Source organism: Aquitalea sp. USM4, assembly GCF_004328945.1.
In the GTDB taxonomy this organism is placed as follows: Bacteria; Pseudomonadota; Gammaproteobacteria; order Burkholderiales; family Chromobacteriaceae; genus Aquitalea; species Aquitalea pelogenes.
Genome location: NZ_CP029539.1, coordinates 3,070,393 through 3,087,054 on the forward strand (window position 1 = coordinate 3,070,393; position 16,662 = coordinate 3,087,054).

Genomic DNA, 16,662 nt, shown 5'->3' on the forward strand with positions numbered 1-16,662 from the left:
GCGGGAGGGCGTGGCCGATAATCCGAGCCCGCATTTGCGGGCTGTTTTGTTGGCGGCGTACAATAGCGCCTTTCTTCATCCGGCTGGACCTCATTCCATCATGATCCGTACCCGCTTTGCCCCCAGCCCCACCGGCTATCTGCACATTGGTGGCGTGCGTACCGCACTCTTTTCCTGGGCCTATGCCCGCAAGAACAACGGCGTTTTCGTGCTGCGCATCGAGGACACCGACCTTGAACGCTCCACGCCGGAGTCGGTCAAGGCCATCATGGACGGCATGCACTGGGTAGGCCTGGATTATGACGAAGGTCCGTTCTACCAGACCCAGCGTTTTGACCGCTACAAGGAAGTCATCCAGCAGCTGCTGGAATCCGGCCATGCCTACCGCTGCTATTGCAGCAAGGAAGAGCTGGAAGCCATGCGCGCCGAGCAGGAAGCCAAGGGCGAAAAGCCGCGCTACGACCGCCGCTGGCGTCCGGAAGAGGGCAAGACCCTGCCGGCCATTCCGGCTGATGTGGAGCCGGTAATCCGCTTCCGCACCCCGCTGGACGGCACCGTCGCCTGGGACGACGCGGTGAAGGGCCGTATCGAATTCTCCAATACCGAGCTGGACGACCTGATCATCGCCCGCCCGGATGGCAGCCCCACCTACAACTTCTGCGTGGTGGTGGACGACTGGGACATGCAGATCACCCATGTGATTCGCGGTGACGACCACGTCAACAACACCCCGCGCCAGATCAACATCCTGAAGGCGCTGAATGCGCCGCTGCCGGTGTACGGCCATCTGCCGATGATCCTGAATGAGGACGGCCAGAAGATGTCCAAGCGCCGCGACGCGGTGAGCGTGGTGGATTACGCCGACAAGGGCATCCTGCCGGAAGCGCTGCTCAACTACCTGGCCCGTCTGGGCTGGGGCCACGGCGATGACGAATTCTTCGACATGAAGCAGTTTGTCGAATGGTTCAGCCTGGAAGCGGTCAGCGCCTCGGCCAGCCGTTTCAACCAGGAAAAATTCCTGTGGCTGAACGCCCAGCACATCAAGGCCGCTGACAACAGCCGCCTGGCAGCGCTGATTGCCCCGCGTCTGGCTGCCGCTGGTGTGGATACCACCACCGGCCCGGCTATCGTGGACGTGATTGCACTGGTGAAAGAGCGCATCCAGGACCTGAACGCGCTAGCGCTGGAAGTGGATTACTTCTACAAGAAGCGCGAAGCCGCTGCTGCCGATGTGGAAAAGCACCTGGCAGGTGATGCCATTGCCCGCATGGGCCGCTTTGCCGACAAGCTGGCAGCACTGGACAGCTGGACGGCAGAAAGCATCCACGAACTGTTCAAGCCCTTCTGCGCCGAAGAAGGCATCAAGATGGGCCAGCTGGGCATGCCGCTGCGCGTGCTGGTGTGTGGCACCACCCAGACTCCGTCGGTGGATGCCGTACTGGCGCTCATCGGCAAGGAAGAAGTGCTGCGCCGCCTGCGCGGCTGAGCGGTTTTTCAGACGAACCCAATCACTTTCTCAGCAGCCTAAAAGCCACCCTCCGGGGTGGCTTTTTTTGTGCGCATGGGCAGGGAGTCAGGTCACCGCATGGCGTTGCTGGAACTGCGGCTGATCCCAGCTGGCGCCATCCAGAATGTCGCGCAGGGTTTCCACGGCGTCCCACACGTCAACATGGCGCAGGTAGAGCGGGGTGATGCCAAAGCGCAGCACTTCCGGTTCGCGGTAGTCGCCAATCACCCCACGGGCGATCAGCGCCTGCATCACCGCATAGCCTTGCGGGTGACGATAGCTGACATGGCTGCCGCGCTGTGCGTGATTCCGCGGGGTGATCAGGGTCAGCGGATGGTGGCCGCAGCGCTGTTCCACCAGCTGGATGAACAGGTCGGTGAGTGCCAGCGATTTTTCGCGCAGTGCCGTCATGCCGGTTTGCAAGGTGGCATCCAGTCCGCACTCCACCAGCGACATCGACAGGATGGGCTGGGTGCCGCACAAAAAGCGGCGTATACCATGGGCAGGCTGGTAGTCCGCCGCCATGTCAAACGGACGAGAGTGCCCCCACCAGCCGGATAGTGGTTGCCAGAAGCGGTCCTGATGGCGTGCCGCCACCCAGATGAAGGCCGGGGAGCCCGGTCCGCCATTCAGGTATTTATAAGTACAGCCCACGGCAAAGTCGGCCTCGCAGGCATTCAAGTCCACCGGTACGGCACCGGCCGCATGGGCCAGGTCCCAGATGGTAAGGGCGCCATGACGGTGTGCCTGCGCCGTCACTGCCGCCATGTCATGCATGGCACCGGTACGGTAATTGACGTGCGACAGCAGCAACACCGCCACGTCTTCGTCCAGTGCCTGCGCCAGCGGCAGGCGGTCGTCGATCAGCCGCATTTCATAGCCTTGCTGCAGCAGGTCCATCATGCCCTGGATCATGTACAGGTCGGTAGGGAAGTTGTCGCGCTCGGACACAATCACCTTGCGCTGCGGAGCGGCTTGCTGCTGGATGCGGATGGCGGCAGCCAGTGCCTTGAAGATATTGAGCGAGGTGGTGTCGGTGATGACCACTTCGTCGCCGCCGGCGCCGATCAGCCCCGCCAGCTTGTTGCCCAGCCGACGCGGCAGCTCGAACCAGCCGGCCGTATTCCAGCTGCGGATCAGTCCTTCGCCCCATTCTTCGCGCAGCACTTGCAGGCTGCGCTCTTCCGCAGAGCGAGGCAGTACGCCCAGCGAGTTGCCATCCAGATAGATGACATGCTCCGGCAGGCTGAATTGCTGGCGCAGGCTGGCCAGTTCGTCGCTGGCATCGGCTGCCAGACAGTGTTCGCGCGTCAGCATGGTGTTCTCTCCTTGGTGGGTGGTGAACAACATGGTAGCACTGGTGCTATTGTGAATTATTGCAAGTTCTGCTTGCTGCTTGCTGATATTTTGCAGATTATTCGAATTTTCAGATTAGCAATGAAAGAAACGTGCAAATGCAACTGGACGCAATTGATCTGCGCATTCTGCGCGCCTTGCAGGATGATGGCCGGCTGAGCAATCAGGACCTGGCCGACCAGGTGGCGCTGTCGCCATCGGCCTGCCTGCGTCGTGTCAGGGCGCTGGAAGAGGAGGGACTGATCCGCGCCTACCGTGCCGAGCTGGACGCGGTGGCGCTGGGGTTCGAGCTGGAAGCCATTGTGCAGGTGACGCTGGACCGCAGCCGGGAAGATTGGCATGGCGAGTTCCTGCAGCAGATGCAGGCCTTTGAGGAGGTGACGGCAGCCTATGTGGTGACCGGGCCGTGCAATTACATCCTGCAGCTGCGTTGCCGTAATCTGGCGGCGTTTTCCGACTTTATCGTGGAGCGGCTGAACAAGGTGCCGGGCATGCGCGATATCTGCTCGCACATCGTGATGAAAACCCTGAAAGACAGCCGCCATCAGCTTCCGCTCTGATCAGGGCCTGCCATGCACTTGGCGTAACAAAGCCGGTTTATCCTGCATGTGGATGCTTGCGTGCCGGTCCTGCATTGCCGCTGTCCTGCACCACTTACCTTGGGTGTGAGCAAAAACTCTAGAAAAGTGGATTTTGTGGCGGAGGATGGGGGATAATGCCGCCCAGCCAAACTGAGGTGCATCAAAATGAAGTGTGTTGACGATTTCCGCCTGCGTCTGGGCAAGCATGAACTGGTTCCCATCATGGTGGGCGGCATGGGTGTGGACATTTCCACTGTCGCCTTGTCGCTGGAGGCTGCCCGTCTGGGTGGTATCGGCCATATCTCCGATGCCATGGTGCCCACGGTGACGGACCGTCGCTTCAACACCAAGTTCGTCAAGGACAAGCTCAAGCAGTACAAATTCAACGTCGAGAACGCCGACAAGTCGGTGGTGAAGTTCGACCTGGACATCCTGGCCGAGGCAACCAGGTTGCACGTTGGCTCCGCCATGGAGGCCAAAAAGGGCGATGGGCTGATTTTCATCAACTGTATGGAAAAGCTCACCATGAACGCGCCCAAGGAAACCCTGCGCGTGCGTATGCAAACCGCCATGGATGCCGGTATCGACGGCATCACCCTGGCGGCCGGTCTGCATCTGGGCTCTTTCTCGCTGATTGAAGATCACCCGCGTTTCCGCGACGTGAAGCTGGGCATCATTGTTTCGTCCCTGCGCGCCTTGCAGCTGTTCCTGAAAAAATCGTCCCGTACCGGCCGTCTGCCGGACTACGTGGTGGTGGAAGGCCCGCTGGCTGGCGGCCATCTGGGTTTCGGCATGGACTGGGCGCAGTACGATCTGGCCACCATCGTGGCGGAAATCCGCGCCTGGATGCAGGCCGAACAACTGGATATCCCGCTGATTCCGGCCGGTGGCATCTTTACCGGCAGCGATGCAGTCGGCTTCCTGGAAAACGGTGCCGGTGCCGTGCAAGTGGCCACCCGCTTTACTGTTACCCGCGAATGCGGCCTGCCGGAAAAAGTGCAGCAGGAATACTTCAAGGCCACCGAGGACGACATCGAGGTCAACCAGTTGTCGCCGACCGGTTACCCGATGCGCATGATCAAGTCCTGCCCGGCCATCGGCGATGGCATTCGCCCCAATTGCGAGGCTTATGGCTATCTGCTGGATGCCAATGGCAGCTGTTCGTACATCCAGGCTTACAACCGCGAAGTGGCAGCCCATCCGGGCGAGCGCCGCATCAAGGTGATGGACAAGACCTGTCTGTGCACCCATATGCGTAATTTCGATTGCTGGACCTGCGGTCAGTACACCTACCGCCTGAAGGATACGACCCGTCGCAATGAAGACGGCAGCTACCAGATCCTCAGTGCCGAACACGTGTTCAAGGACTACCAGTTCAGCAAGGATGGCAAGGTCGCCCTGCCGGACTGATAAGCTACACAAACCCGGTCTGGCTGGACTGGTGGTGGAGAATGGCGAATCGCTGCGGCGCTTCGCCATTTTTCTTGTTGAAGCGGCACTGGCAGTAGTATCGTCAGAGCCTGTCTTGTCACTGTTTGAGGATTGCCATGCCGGAACGTCTGGACCCCGCCACCACCGCCCTGATCCTGATTGATTTGCAGCAGGGCATCCTGGGTTTTGCCAAACAGCCTTATGACTCGGAACATGTACTGGAACATTCTGCGGCACTGGCCAGGGCATTTCGTGCTGCCGGTGCGCCGGTGGTGCTGGTGCGGGTAGGGTGGTCGGCGGATGGTGGTGACGCATTGCAGCTGCCGACCGATCTGGTGCCGCCGGCCACGCCGGTGCCGGATAACTGGCTGCAACAACCGGCCGAGCTGGAGGTGGCTGCCAGTGATATCCAGATCATCAAACGGCAATGGAATGCCTTTTACGGCACCGAGCTGGATTTGCAGCTGCGCCGTCGCGGTGTTCGCACCGTGGTGCTGGCGGGCATCTCCACCCATATCGGCGTGGATTCCACTGCCCGTTCCGCCTGGGAGCGCAATTATGCGGTGGTGCTGGCCGAAGACGCCATGAGCTGCCAGGTGCTGGAGTGTCACCAGTTCTCGGTCAAGCATATCTTCCCGCGCCTTGGCCGGGTGCGCAGTACGGCCCAGGTGTTGCAGGCCCTGGAAGCAGGGAAGGATGGCAGTGAGTCGTTATCCGCTTGATCCGAAGCAGATTGAACTGACGGCCATCCGGGCGCAGGGTGCTGGTGGCCAGAACGTCAACAAGGTGTCTTCTGCCATTCACCTGCGTTTTGACGTGATGGCCTCCAGCCTGCCCGACCACATCAAGCAGCGTCTGCTGGCAATGGCCGACACCCGCTTGAGCAAGGATGGGGTCATCATCATCAAGGCACAGCAGCACCGGACGCAGGAGTTGAACCGGGACGATGCGCTGGCGCGCCTGCAGGCCATGGTGGATGCCGTCTCGCACCAGCCCAAGGCCAGGCTGGCCACCCGTCCCACCTATGGCTCACGTCAACGCAGGCTGGAAGGGAAATCCCGGCGCAGCGGTATCAAGGCCCTGCGTGGCCGGGTGGATGACTGAGGTGGCTGGAAAGGATCAGGCGCGACGGCTGGATTGGCAGCTGGGGTAGATGTGTCTGGCCAGCTCTTCTGCCGGAACCGGTTTGCACAGCAAAAAGCCTTGTAGTTCGATATCCGGATGGTGCGCGCACAGGTAGTCCAGGTCCAGCGGGCTGTCTATGCCTTCTGCCACCATGCGCAAGCCCAGTTCACGGGCGATATTGGCCATGCCGGCAATGATGCTCTGGCTGCGTGCATCCTGATGGATGTCCTTGATCAGGATGCGGTCGAACTTCAGCTCGGTCAGCGGCAGGTTCTTGATGTGTTCCAGCGTGGTGTGGCCGGTGCCGAAGTCATCCAGTGACAACTCGAAACCGCGCATGCGCAGGCGCAGCAGGGTTGCCAGCGTGTGGCCGAAATTGGTGAAGGCCATGGTTTCGGTGATTTCCAGCACGATGCGGTCAAACGCGAGCCCGCGCGATTCCACTTGTTCCACCAGCCAGTCCAGAAACTCCCTGTCATCCAGCAAGCGGCGCGACAGATTGATCGACAGCCGCAAATCCTGTGTCTCCGGACCGCGCATCAGCAGGTCCAGGCTGGTTTGCACGATGCGGTGGGTCAGCAGTGAAATGAAGCCCTCGTGTTCCAGCATGCCGATGAACTGGTTGGGTCCCAGAATGCCCATGGTAGGGTGGCGCCAGCGCGCCAGCGCCTCGATCTGCACTGCCTTGCCCTGGCGCAGGTCATAGATGGGCTGATAAAACGCACAGAACTGGTTGTGTGCCAGCCCGGTGATGATGTCGATCAGCGGCAGGCTGCTCTTGTTGTCGATGATGTCCTGCGGCAAGTCCAGCAAGCGGGTGATTTCGGTCAGGAACAGATTGTCATCAATCGGTTTGGCCAGATGGCCAATGCCGGTGAAGCCCAGTTCCTGGGCAGCGCGCACGCTATTGGCCAGCAACTCGGGCGAGTGCCCGCTGATCAGCAGCAAGGAAGGAATATGCGGCTGACGCGATAACTGCTCGACCAGTTCGATGCCATCCATGCCCGGCATGTTCAGGTCGGTGATTACCAGGTCCAGCTTGGGTATCTTGCGGCTGAGCTGGAATGCCCAGGTGCCATCGGCAGCTTCATGGATGACGGCATTGGGAATTTGCAGGCACAGCGCTTTGAGTAGCTTGCGCTGACTGCTACTGTCTTCTGCGAGCAGGATCTGTCTTGGCGGTTTGCTGGTCATGGCAGGCGCGCACATCAATGGGTATTTCTCAATCTAAGCAGGTGTCATGCGATCTTTCCAGTGAAATAAACATGAAAGTTCGGCTCCTGTAAGCATGTCTTGATTTTTATTGCGCACTTTTCAACTGAAAACCAGGCAAAGATGGCATTGGCAGCAACGCAATTGTGTTTATGCAGAGGGGGTAATGCGGGGTGGGTAGCGGATGAAATGACGTACGCCCGGCATGTCGCCACCAGGGTGGGGCGAATGATTCCGGGCGGTGCGTGATGCGATGCTGTTGCCTTGGCGGGCTTTGTGCCCGCTAACCAGCGGCAAAAGACTACGCGACCTGCTCAGGTGGGCTGAAGGTCGCGAGACGTGATGGCTTGCTTAGCGACGCTTGAAGTGCTGCGGTGCCTGGCCGCCGACCGGAGCGGTCGGGTGGCGGAAGTTGATGCGACCCTTGGTCAGGTCGTACGGCGACATTTCCACGGTCACACGGTCACCCACCAGTACGCGGATGCGGTGCATTTTCATCTTGCCCGAGCCATAGGCCAGGATTTCAACATTGTTGTCCAGACGAACGCGAAAGCGCGATTCCGGCAGCATTTCAATTACGACGCCTTGCAGTTCGATCATGTCTTCTTTGGACATTAACGATTCCTTTCAGTGTAACGGGGTGGGCCAATAGCCCATGCGGCAGTCCCTCACGGAGCGCCGCATGATCTGTGATAACAGATTGCTTCTATCGATAACCAAGCAGGTAAGACTGGCAGCACACACGCTAATGTGCCGTTACCAAGGCAAGGCAGACGGATTGAAACCCCGGTTTGGGGAACGGTCCGGAAGGAGGCAGCGCGCATTATACGGCTAAATGGCTGATTTGTCAGCATAAATGAACAGTGAAGCTGTATTTGCTGCGGTATGTGCGGTGTTGGCGGCAAAAACACTTATGCATCCGCAGCTTAGCCGCTGTTGCTTGCATGCCGCACTGACTGTGGGAAAGGGGGTTGGGCCGGGCCGGGCCGCATGGTTCCGGCCGCTCTGGTGCGAGTGGGTTGTGACAGGCTGGCACAGGCAAATTATTGATTTATGTCACAAAAGGAAAATTCTATATTCATATTCTTACAATTCAATACAAAAATGCACTGGATTATTCTTTCTCGAGCTGACATCCTGTAGGGTTTCGATTATCACGTTTTGCTGATATTTGATCCGGGCAAAACGTCACCAGTTGTAAACTCTGCAGTAGGACAGACTTATGGAAAACAATAGAGAAGGCGAAGGACTCCGGCGCAGCCTGCAGGCGCGTCACTTGTCCATGATCGCCATTGGCGGCTCCATCGGTACCGGGCTGTTTCTGGCATCCGGTGCCACGGTAGCCTCGGCCGGGCCGGGTGGGGCCTTGCTGTCATATGCCCTGATCGGGCTGATGGTGTATTTCCTGATGACCAGCCTGGGGGAAATGGCGGCATTCATGCCGGTGTCCGGTTCTTTTCAGGTATACGGTTCGCGCTTTGTCGATGCATCCTTCGGTTTCGCCCAGGGTTGGAACTATTGGTATAACTGGGCAGTTACCATTGCGGTGGAACTGGCTGCGGCAGCCATCGTGATGCATTACTGGTTTCCGCATGTGCCGGGCGTGGTGTGGAGTGCGCTGTTCCTGGCCATCATCTTTGCCCTCAACTATTTCTCGGTAAAGGGCTTTGGCGAGGCCGAGTTCTGGTGCTCCATGCTCAAGGTGGTCACCATCATCGCCTTCATCATCGTGGGTTTCATGATGATTTTCGGCATCATGACCAATCCGGACAGCAGCCGTTATTCCCCCGGCCTGAATGTATTCATGCATGGTGACGGCCCCTTTGTCGGCGGCATGGCGGCTTTTGTCAGCGTGTCGATGATTGTGGGCTTTTCCTTCCAGGGTACCGAGCTGATCGGCGTGGCTGCGGGGGAGTCCAGCAACCCGGCCAAAACCATTCCGCGCGCCGTGAAGCAGATTTTCTGGCGCATCCTGATGTTCTACATGCTGTCCATCCTGATCATCGGTTTCATCCTGCCGTACAACGACCCGATGCTGCTGAAGAACGATGTACAGGATGTGGGCGCCAGCCCGTTCACCTTGGTGTTCAGCCGTGCCGGCCTTGCCTTGTCGGCCAGTCTGATGAATGCCGTCATCCTGTCGGCCATCCTGTCGGCCGGTAATTCCGGCATGTATGCCTCCACCCGCATGCTGTACGTGATGGCACACAACAAGATGGCCCCGGCCTGGTTTGGCAAGCTGTCGGATAGTGGCGTGCCGCGCAATGCCCTGTATGCCACCACGCTGGTGGCGGCCTTGTGCTTTCTTTCCTCGCTGTTTGAAAGCAATGCGGTTTACCTGTGGCTGCTCAATTCTTCCGGCATGACCGGCTTCATTGCCTGGCTGGGCATTGCGGTCTGCCATTACCGTTTCCGCCGCGCCTATGTGCAACAAGGCTACAGCCTGGCTGACCTGCCTTACCGTGCGCGCTGGTTTCCGCTCGGGCCGCTGTTTGCCTTTGCGCTGTGCATGCTGATCATGCTGGGGCAGAACTATGCCGCCTTCACCAGTGCCAAGGTGGACTGGAACGGTGTGGTGGCCACCTATATCGGCATTCCGCTGTTCCTCATCCTGTGGCTGGGCTACAAATGGAAGCATGGCAGCAAGCTGATTGCGCTGGACAAGATTGCCCTGGCAGAAGCCCACGCCCAACTGGAGCGTGCCGAGCCGAAGGCGCGACTGGCCGGACAGATGGCAGACTGATAAGCGTTTGCCGCCAGACGAGGCCCGGTTCTGCCGGGCCTTTTGCATGTTGGCGGCCTGCCTCGGCATATTTTTTGTCTGACGGCGCTGTGCAGTGACAAGGGGCAAGTTACAATCGCCGCGCATGGCACTGCACGACAAGATGCAAGACACGCGATACACCACCCCCACCAAGCAGGCCAAACCTGCCCGGAGAACAACAACATGGCCCTGATGTCTCTTTTTTTCAGCAAGTACCTGTTTGTACTGGCTGCCTTGCTTCCCATCATCAATCCACCAGGATTGGTGCCCATTTTCATTTCGATGACCGCGCGCAACAGCAAGCAGCAGCGGGCTTTTCTGGCGCGCCGCATTGCGCTGTACTGCTTTTTGCTGCTGCTGGGCAGCATGTATGTGGGCAGCTTTGTGCTGGAGTTTTTCGGTGTTTCACTGCCGGTGGTGCAGTTGTCCGGTGGCTTGCTGATTTCGCTGGCCGCCTGGCGCATGCTCAATGACAATCCGGCAGAGGGTAACCAGCCTTCTGCCGAAACCACTCGTCAGGAAAACCGGGATGAACTCAAGCAGCGGGCTTTTTATCCGCTGACTTTCCCACTGACCGTGGGGCCTGGTTCCATTTCGGTGTCCATCACCCTGGGTGCATCGATGTCGGTTGCCGGCAAGCCCATGGTCAAGTACATGCTGGTGCCGATGGCCAGTCTGGCCGCCGTGTTGTCCCTCGCCGTACTGGTGTACATGTGTTATCGCCACGCTGACAAGCTGCTGGGCTATCTGGGGCAGACCGGCTCGGTGGTCTTCCTGCGTCTGTCGGCCTTCATCCTGATGTGTCTGGGGGTGCAAATCATGTGGGAAGGGGTGGAGCAGCTGTTTGTCGAGCTGATCCAGAACAACGCCAACCTACTGCATCGCTAGGTCAAGGCCTTGCGCCACGGCTTGCTGCAGTTGCGGATAAAACGCCAGGAAGTCTGTTTCCAGCGCAGCGTAGTGCTGTAGCAGGTCGTCAATGCCATTGGCAACCGGGTTGTCACGCTTGATACGGTGACGGGAAAAACCGCACAGCACGGCGGCGATTCCTTCGGTTTCTGCATAAGAACCCAGCCAGTCCTGTGCCTGCATGCGCGGCAGGATTTCCAGCAGGCGGGGCGGCAGCCATTGGCGATGCGCCTGCAGTTCTGCGTAGCTGCGCGCGGTGAAGTCGGTCAGCGGCATGCTGGAAAAGGACGTCCAGTGCCGTGCCAGGAAGTGGTCGTAAAAAATGTCCACCAGAATGCCGGCATAGCGGCGGCGTATCGGCGCAATGCGGTTCTTGCTTTGCATCACCAGCGGGTGGCTGTCGGTATGGCTGTCGATCTGTCGGTGCAGCAACATGCCCTGCTGCAAGGGAACAGGCAGGTGCCCGGCCCTGGATGGCTTGAGGAAGTCACCCAGCAGATTCCCCACCCGCGCCGCCGGATTGTCCGGTGCCAGATGCAGGTGGGCCAGGTAGTTCATGCGGCACCCTGGCGGTTGAGCCTTACCACGATAACGTCAGCTCCTTCTGCGCTGAACAGGGTGAGGCCCACGGCCAGCGCTTGCCACACGGCATCATGTGTCCGCAGCTGGCAGTGCCGGCCATCTTCACGGTATACCTCCAGCGTGCTGCCGGCGGCCAGCATCAGCAGCAATACTTCATCATCACTGTGCACATTCAGCTTGCCTTGCACGGTCAAGCGTTCTGTTTGTTGACGGTAACGTCCGCGACGGGTCATCACGTTGAAGTCGGTCACCGGCCCATCCTGCAACTGGCTGGTGATGGCTTCTTCACCGGGAAAGGCCAGTGGCTGGCTGTCGATTTGCAGCAGGCTGTTGCTGCCATCGCCGCGTTGCAGGAGCAGGCCCTTGCCATCCAGCAGCAATAGCTGGCGATCCACCCCGGGAAAATATGAAAAAGGGCCATCGCTGGCCACGCTGGCCATGCTGATGCGGTAGTCAAAATCTTCCAGTGTGGCACCGGGGGGCGCAATCAGGATCTGACGCGTGGTACCACCACCGTTTTTCCACGGCGTGGTGGGGTAATCGCAGGCTGACAGGATGTGCATGGCAGTCTCTGGCGGGTAAAAGCGCGATTATCCCCCCATGCTGCGGCATGTGCACCTGCTGTCTGGCGGTCATGCTGGCAAGCTCTTGTTATGGCTGGTTTTTGTAGTGCGCCGACTACATGCAAATCCACTTGATCTGCCGCAATATGCCATTCCACTGTAGTGCCAAGATGGCATCAAACCTTACAGGCGCAGCAGGCAGGACCGGACGGTTCTCCTGAGTGCAGCTTGCCAAAAGCAATGCTGCCTGTGCCACCCCACCTTAAGGAGATCATCATGGCTACCAGTGCTTTCTTCATCCCTTCCGTCAACCTGATGGGTGCCGGCTGCCTGCAACAGGCCGTCGACAGCATGCAGGCCCAGGGCTTCAAACGTGCGCTGATCGTCACCGATGCCGGCCTGGTCAAGACCGGTCTGGCAGACAAGGTAGCAGCGCTGCTGGCTGCGGCGGATATCCAGTCTGTCGTTTTCGACGGTGTGCATCCCAACCCGACCAGCGCCAACGTCAATGCCGGCCTCGCGCTGCTGCAGGAAAAACAATGTGATGTGGTGATTTCGCTGGGTGGCGGTTCGCCACACGACTGTGCCAAGGGTATTGCGCTGGTAGCGGTCAATGGCGGCAAGATCCAGGACTACGAAGGCGTGGACAAGTCGGCCAAGCCGCAGCTGCCGCTGGTGGCCATCAATACCACGGCTGGTACTGCCAGTGAAATGACGCGTTTTTGCATCATCACTGACGAGGCACGCCATATCAAGATGGCCATTGTCGACAAGCACACCACGCCGATTCTGTCGGTGAACGACCCGGAAACCATGGCCGGCATGCCGCCTTCGCTGACGGCTGCCACCGGCATGGATGCGCTCACTCACGCTATCGAAGCGTATGTATCGACCATCGCCACGCCGATTACCGACGCCTGCGCGCTGAAGGCCATCAGCCTGATCGTGGCCTACCTGCCGCGTGCCGTGGAAAACGGCCAGGACATGGAAGCGCGCGAACAGATGGCCTATGCCCAGTTCCTGGCCGGCATGGCCTTCAACAACGCTTCGCTGGGTTATGTGCATGCCATGGCGCACCAGCTGGGTGGCTTCTACGACCTGCCGCACGGGGTGTGCAATGCCGTGTTGCTGCCGCATGTGCAAGTGTTCAACAGCAAGGTGGCTGCTGCCCGTCTGGCTGATGTTGCAGTGGCACTGGGTGCGAAGGCAGAAGCGGCGGAGGCAATTGCAGCCATTCGCCAACTGGCTGCCCGCGTGGGCATTCCGGCTGGTTTGACCCAGCTTGGCGTGAAAGAAGAGGATATCCCGGTACTGGCTACCAATGCCCTGAAAGACGCGTGCGGCTTTACCAATCCGGTTCAGGCCACGCACGAGGAAATCTGCGCCATCTACCGTGCCGCCATGTAAACCCTGTCTGGCCTGATGTACAGTGACAAGAGCCGGCTTTGCCGGCTCTTGTTCATTTCAGCGGCAGGCAAAACCTGCGGCAGTGGCGGCGCTGCGGATGGCTTCCAGCACCAGTCTGGCCTTGCGCGGGATACGCCGGCTGGCGAATACCGCGTGCATCTGCGCATCCTCCCCCCGGCTGGACACAATGCGGTAATCCGGGCATAGCCGCACCAACTGGCCGTTTGCCACCAGTGGCTCGGCCAGCCAGTCGCCCATGCGTGCCACGCCCCAGCCAGCCAGGGCGGCCTGTAGCACCGCATTGCCGGAACTCACCCGATGGCTGGCATTCAGGTTCAGGCTGACCTGATGGCTGTCCGAAACGAAATTCCAGGCTTTGAGGATGCGTGGCGCGGCATGAATCAGGATGGCGTGTTCGCTCAGTGCTTCCGGTTCGGCAGGCAGGCCATGGCGTGCCACATAAGCCGGGCTGGCGTACAGGCGGCGTTGATAAGGCCACAGCGGAAAGCCGATCAGTTCGCTGGAGGCGGGATAGGCACCACGGATGCTGAAGTCCAGCTTCTCGCGGATGGGCTCCAGAATGGTGTCGCTGTACAGGATGTCAAAGCGCAGCTGCGGATTGTGCTCGGCCAGTTGCTGCAGGATGGGCGGCAGGAAATGGCTGGCCATCACCTCGGGTGCGGAAAAGCGCAGCCAGCCGCGTGGCGCACTGCCCAGCGCCGCCAGGTCGTCTTCCACTTCTTCCTGCAATTGCAGGATTTGCCGCGCGGTATCGTAGTAGGCTTCGCCTGCCATGGTGAGGCTGACCTGCTTTTGCGAGCGGGCCAGCAGGCTGGTGCCCAGGTTTTCTTCCAGCGCCTGCACCGCACGGGTCGCAGTGCTGGGCGAGGTGCCCAGCTGACGGGCTGCCGAGACAAAGCTCTTGCGCTCCACCACGGCGCAGAATACCTGCAGTTCCCATAACAGTTTCATGATGCCCGCTTCTTGTATTGCAAAAACTGCAATACGGTATTGCAACAGCAAGGGCAGTGCAAGTCCTACAATGGCAAGCATTACTGGGAGGCAGGCATGTTGTTGACTTTAGGATTTCTGTGTTTCTTTTCTTTCATGGCCGGTCTGATTGACGCGGCCGTGGGTGGCGGTGGCCTGATCCAGACCCCGGCACTGTTCAATTTCTTGCCGCAGTATTCTGCTGCCACGCTGTTTGGCACCAACAAGATGTCCTCGGCCGTGGGCACCTTGTCCGCCACGCGCTCGTATTTGCAGCGGGTGCGTCTGCCGTGGAAGCTGGTGATTCCGGCGGCCATCACGGCCTTCGTGATGTCGTTTGCCGGTGCTGCCACGGTGAACGCCATCCCGAAGTCGGTGATCCGCCCGCTGGTACTGGTACTGCTGGTGCTGATGGCCATGTACACGTTGTGGAAAAAGGACTTTGGCAAGCTGCACAAGCCGGTGACGATAGGTCGCCGTGAAATGGCTGTCGGCATGGCCATTGGCGGGGCCATCGGCTTTTACGATGGCTTGTTCGGGCCGGGCACGGGCAGCTTCCTGATCTTCCTGTTCATCCGCTTTTTTGCCTTTGATTTCCTGCATGCCTCGGCGGCGGCCAAGGTGGTGAACCTCACCACCAATGTGGCGGCGCTGGCCTTTTTCATTCCTACCGGCAATGTGCTGTTCCAGTACGCCATCCCGATGGCCGGTTTCAATGTGCTGGGCGCGATGACCGGTTCCTGGGTGGCCATGAAGAAGGGGGCAGGCTTTGTCCGTATCCTGTTCCTGCTGCTCACCACGGTGCTGATCGGCAAACTGGCCTGGGACATGCTGCAGCCCTGGCTGCATGGCTGAACGGGTTTTGCTGGCTGAAATGAAAAAGACCATGCTCTATTGCGTGGTCAGCTTATTGACAAACCCCTCTCGCTTTCTGGATAGAAAGCGAGGCTCCCCTTCTTCAATTGGCGGGGCAAGGGTAGGGGGATAGGGAATAGATGGGAAGGCTGCGGAATCCAAGAGTTAGTCGAAAGGCCCGGCTTTGCCGGGTCCGCTGAAATCTCAGCAAATTACTTTGTCAGCAGCCTGATCACGCCCTATTGCGTGGTCTTTTTTTGTCTTGCTGCGTGCTGGGGGCTCAGTCGTGCTTGTACCAGCCGCGGTGATGGCCATTGTCGTGGTGGTGGTGGCGATGATGGCGGCGTCCTTCATCACGCGCCGGGGCTGCCGGGCTCTCTTCACGCTGGTTCTTGGTGGTGATGGCCACGCCGGTGGCCCCGCCAACCGCGCTGCCGATGATGGCGCCATTGCGGCCACCTACTGCATTACCCACTGCGGCACCTGCTGCACCGCCTACTGCACCACCAAGAATCGCATCCGTTGTCGAGCCGGCCTGAGCGGTAGTGGCTGCCAGGCAGAGGGTAATGACCGAAATCCACTTGTTCATTTGCATGGTTTGCTGCTTTCACTAAGTTAGTGGCGGCAGTCTAGTAATGGTGGGGCAAATCGGACAAGTGGTGAAATGTTAGCAAGTATTGAAAAGCGTTTGCCATGGAATGACTTATGCATTCATTGGTGATTTATTTGTTGCAAATCATTGAATTGTATTGGTTATTTATTCCATGTTTTGGTGGTGGTTTTATAACAATCTGTTACAGAGTCAGGCCGGGTAAACCGGCCGACCCTGCAACAGCCATTGTCATGCCGCCAGTCTGTCGTTGCCAGTCAGGCTGTACATCACTGCCCGGAACAGCCGCAACCGCCGCCGCCACCACAGCCACCACCGCTGGCCGGTGCGGCTTCCTGTACTTGGCTCAGGCTGATGCGAAATTCGATCACGATCATCTCCGGCTGGCGCTCGGCATAGTGGAAGGTGACTTGCTGGCCATAACGCTGGCGAACCTGTTCCAGCAAGGGCAGGGGGTCGTGGTCGTTGACGAAGCGCATCACTTCACCATCGTGCAGTGATTCGAGTGCGCCAAAAATGGCCGCATGGCGAAAGCGCTTGGCAATGCCGCGGGCGTCGAACAGGTAGCTGGTATTGAGCTGTGGAGAGAGCGTGGTCATGATGTATTCCTGCTTGAGGGTGGTGAAGCCCGGATTTTGTCGCCATCCGGCATGGCCCATCCTTGAGTCAGGATAAGAAAATCGGCATCGACTACTCCTCTGTACGCCATGAACTTTGCCTGACTACACGCCCCATCAAGCCTGGTCATCCTCCACAAGCCGCTACGGTGT

17 protein-coding genes are annotated in these 16,662 nt (G+C 59.2%); 9 read left to right on the forward strand and 8 right to left on the reverse strand.

Features of this window, described 5'->3' with window-relative positions; all coding sequences use genetic code 11:
* Nucleotides 1-100 precede the first annotated feature (100 nt).
* Entirely contained in the window at nt 101-1,486 is a 1,386-nt protein-coding gene (gene gltX, locus DKK66_RS14150; RefSeq protein WP_131359211.1) for a glutamate--tRNA ligase, read from the forward strand.
* An 87-nt stretch (nt 1,487-1,573) separates the two neighbouring features.
* Here gltX and kynU read toward each other — a convergent pair whose 3' ends face one another.
* A complete protein-coding gene (gene kynU / locus DKK66_RS14155) occupies nt 1,574-2,824 on the reverse strand; it encodes a kynureninase (RefSeq protein WP_131359213.1) in 1,251 nt (416 codons plus the stop codon).
* A gap of 137 nt (nt 2,825-2,961) precedes the next feature.
* Between kynU and DKK66_RS14160 the strand changes: the two genes are divergently transcribed.
* The 4 genes from DKK66_RS14160 (at nt 2,962) to arfB (ending at nt 5,979) form a co-directional block, all read left to right on the forward strand.
* Entirely contained in the window at nt 2,962-3,423 is a 462-nt protein-coding gene (locus tag DKK66_RS14160) for an Lrp/AsnC family transcriptional regulator (RefSeq protein ID WP_131359214.1), read from the forward strand.
* A 186-nt stretch (nt 3,424-3,609) separates the two neighbouring features.
* Nucleotides 3,610-4,854 (forward strand): nitronate monooxygenase, encoded by a 1,245-nt coding sequence (locus DKK66_RS14165; RefSeq protein ID WP_045845249.1) that lies wholly within the window; start codon nt 3,610-3,612, stop codon nt 4,852-4,854.
* A gap of 137 nt (nt 4,855-4,991) precedes the next feature.
* Nucleotides 4,992-5,597, forward strand: coding sequence for a hydrolase (locus DKK66_RS14170; protein ID WP_131359215.1), 606 nt, complete (start codon nt 4,992-4,994; stop codon nt 5,595-5,597).
* Entirely contained in the window at nt 5,578-5,979 is a 402-nt protein-coding gene (arfB, locus tag DKK66_RS14175; protein ID WP_242673497.1) for an alternative ribosome rescue aminoacyl-tRNA hydrolase ArfB, read from the forward strand. The genes DKK66_RS14170 and arfB overlap by 20 nt, the downstream gene beginning before the upstream one ends.
* Before the next feature lie 15 nt (nt 5,980-5,994).
* Here the strand turns inward: arfB and DKK66_RS14180 are convergent, their stop codons facing one another.
* Nucleotides 5,995-7,194: an EAL domain-containing protein gene (locus DKK66_RS14180; RefSeq protein ID WP_165494184.1), complete on the reverse strand. Its 1,200-nt coding sequence runs from the start codon at nt 7,192-7,194 to the stop codon at nt 5,995-5,997.
* A gap of 369 nt (nt 7,195-7,563) precedes the next feature.
* Nucleotides 7,564-7,827, reverse strand: coding sequence for a translation initiation factor IF-1 (infA, locus tag DKK66_RS14185; protein ID WP_045845245.1), 264 nt, complete (start codon nt 7,825-7,827; stop codon nt 7,564-7,566).
* 607 nt (nt 7,828-8,434) lie between these two features.
* Here infA and DKK66_RS14190 point away from each other — a divergent pair.
* Nucleotides 8,435-9,955 (forward strand): amino acid permease, encoded by a 1,521-nt coding sequence (locus DKK66_RS14190; protein ID WP_131359218.1) that lies wholly within the window; start codon nt 8,435-8,437, stop codon nt 9,953-9,955.
* A gap of 213 nt (nt 9,956-10,168) precedes the next feature.
* The gene (locus DKK66_RS14195) at nt 10,169-10,864 is read left to right on the forward strand and encodes a MarC family protein (protein WP_242673498.1); all 696 of its coding nucleotides are present in this window, start codon (nt 10,169-10,171) and stop codon (nt 10,862-10,864) included.
* Here the strand turns inward: DKK66_RS14195 and DKK66_RS14200 are convergent.
* Together DKK66_RS14200 and DKK66_RS14205 are read right to left on the reverse strand one after the other, a co-directional pair.
* A complete protein-coding gene (locus tag DKK66_RS14200) occupies nt 10,850-11,443 on the reverse strand; it encodes an ACP phosphodiesterase (RefSeq protein WP_131359220.1) in 594 nt (197 codons plus the stop codon). The genes DKK66_RS14195 and DKK66_RS14200 overlap by 15 nt on opposite strands.
* Nucleotides 11,440-12,030 (reverse strand): HutD family protein, encoded by a 591-nt coding sequence (locus tag DKK66_RS14205; RefSeq protein ID WP_131359221.1) that lies wholly within the window; start codon nt 12,028-12,030, stop codon nt 11,440-11,442. The genes DKK66_RS14200 and DKK66_RS14205 overlap by 4 nt, the downstream gene beginning before the upstream one ends.
* A 276-nt stretch (nt 12,031-12,306) precedes the next feature.
* On the opposite strand from DKK66_RS14205, the gene yiaY reads away from it, so the two are divergent.
* Nucleotides 12,307-13,437 carry an L-threonine dehydrogenase gene (yiaY, locus tag DKK66_RS14210; RefSeq protein WP_131359223.1) on the forward strand — a complete coding sequence of 377 codons (1,131 nt, stop codon included), beginning with the start codon at nt 12,307-12,309 and terminating at the stop codon, nt 13,435-13,437.
* Nucleotides 13,438-13,494: 57 nt separating this feature from the next.
* Here the strand turns inward: yiaY and DKK66_RS14215 are convergent, their stop codons facing one another.
* Nucleotides 13,495-14,409, reverse strand: a complete 915-nt coding sequence (locus DKK66_RS14215; RefSeq protein ID WP_131359224.1) for a LysR family transcriptional regulator — start codon at nt 14,407-14,409, stop codon at nt 13,495-13,497.
* A 96-nt stretch (nt 14,410-14,505) separates the two neighbouring features.
* Between DKK66_RS14215 and DKK66_RS14220 the strand changes: the two genes are divergently transcribed.
* Complete coding sequence (locus DKK66_RS14220) at nt 14,506-15,282, forward strand: TSUP family transporter (protein WP_197077105.1); 777 nt, start codon at nt 14,506-14,508, stop codon at nt 15,280-15,282.
* A 280-nt stretch (nt 15,283-15,562) separates the two neighbouring features.
* Here DKK66_RS14220 and DKK66_RS14225 read toward each other — a convergent pair whose 3' ends face one another.
* Nucleotides 15,563-15,871, reverse strand: coding sequence for a glycine zipper domain-containing protein (locus DKK66_RS14225; protein WP_131359226.1), 309 nt, complete (start codon nt 15,869-15,871; stop codon nt 15,563-15,565).
* A 290-nt stretch (nt 15,872-16,161) separates the two neighbouring features.
* The gene (locus DKK66_RS14230; protein ID WP_045845342.1) at nt 16,162-16,491 is read right to left on the reverse strand and encodes a DUF2249 domain-containing protein; all 330 of its coding nucleotides are present in this window, start codon (nt 16,489-16,491) and stop codon (nt 16,162-16,164) included.
* Nucleotides 16,492-16,662 lie beyond the last annotated feature (171 nt).

What these genes read in the sequence shown, in the direction of transcription:
- gltX (WP_131359211.1), top strand. Translation starts at nt 101, where the DNA reads ATGATCCGTACCCGCTTTGCCCCCAGCCCCACCGGCTATCTGCACATT.
- kynU (WP_131359213.1), bottom strand. Translation starts at nt 2,824, where the DNA reads ATGCTGACGCGCGAACACTGTCTGGCAGCCGATGCCAGCGACGAACTG.
- DKK66_RS14160 (WP_131359214.1), top strand. Translation starts at nt 2,962, where the DNA reads ATGCAACTGGACGCAATTGATCTGCGCATTCTGCGCGCCTTGCAGGAT.
- DKK66_RS14165 (WP_045845249.1), top strand. Translation starts at nt 3,610, where the DNA reads ATGAAGTGTGTTGACGATTTCCGCCTGCGTCTGGGCAAGCATGAACTG.
- DKK66_RS14170 (WP_131359215.1), top strand. Translation starts at nt 4,992, where the DNA reads ATGCCGGAACGTCTGGACCCCGCCACCACCGCCCTGATCCTGATTGAT.
- DKK66_RS14180 (WP_165494184.1), bottom strand. Translation starts at nt 7,194, where the DNA reads ATGACCAGCAAACCGCCAAGACAGATCCTGCTCGCAGAAGACAGTAGC.
- infA (WP_045845245.1), bottom strand. Translation starts at nt 7,827, where the DNA reads ATGTCCAAAGAAGACATGATCGAACTGCAAGGCGTCGTAATTGAAATG.
- DKK66_RS14190 (WP_131359218.1), top strand. Translation starts at nt 8,435, where the DNA reads ATGGAAAACAATAGAGAAGGCGAAGGACTCCGGCGCAGCCTGCAGGCG.
- DKK66_RS14195 (WP_242673498.1), top strand. Translation starts at nt 10,169, where the DNA reads ATGTCTCTTTTTTTCAGCAAGTACCTGTTTGTACTGGCTGCCTTGCTT.
- DKK66_RS14200 (WP_131359220.1), bottom strand. Translation starts at nt 11,443, where the DNA reads ATGAACTACCTGGCCCACCTGCATCTGGCACCGGACAATCCGGCGGCG.
- DKK66_RS14205 (WP_131359221.1), bottom strand. Translation starts at nt 12,030, where the DNA reads ATGCACATCCTGTCAGCCTGCGATTACCCCACCACGCCGTGGAAAAAC.
- yiaY (WP_131359223.1), top strand. Translation starts at nt 12,307, where the DNA reads ATGGCTACCAGTGCTTTCTTCATCCCTTCCGTCAACCTGATGGGTGCC.
- DKK66_RS14215 (WP_131359224.1), bottom strand. Translation starts at nt 14,409, where the DNA reads ATGAAACTGTTATGGGAACTGCAGGTATTCTGCGCCGTGGTGGAGCGC.
- DKK66_RS14220 (WP_197077105.1), top strand. Translation starts at nt 14,506, where the DNA reads ATGTTGTTGACTTTAGGATTTCTGTGTTTCTTTTCTTTCATGGCCGGT.
- DKK66_RS14225 (WP_131359226.1), bottom strand. Translation starts at nt 15,871, where the DNA reads ATGAACAAGTGGATTTCGGTCATTACCCTCTGCCTGGCAGCCACTACC.
- DKK66_RS14230 (WP_045845342.1), bottom strand. Translation starts at nt 16,491, where the DNA reads ATGACCACGCTCTCTCCACAGCTCAATACCAGCTACCTGTTCGACGCC.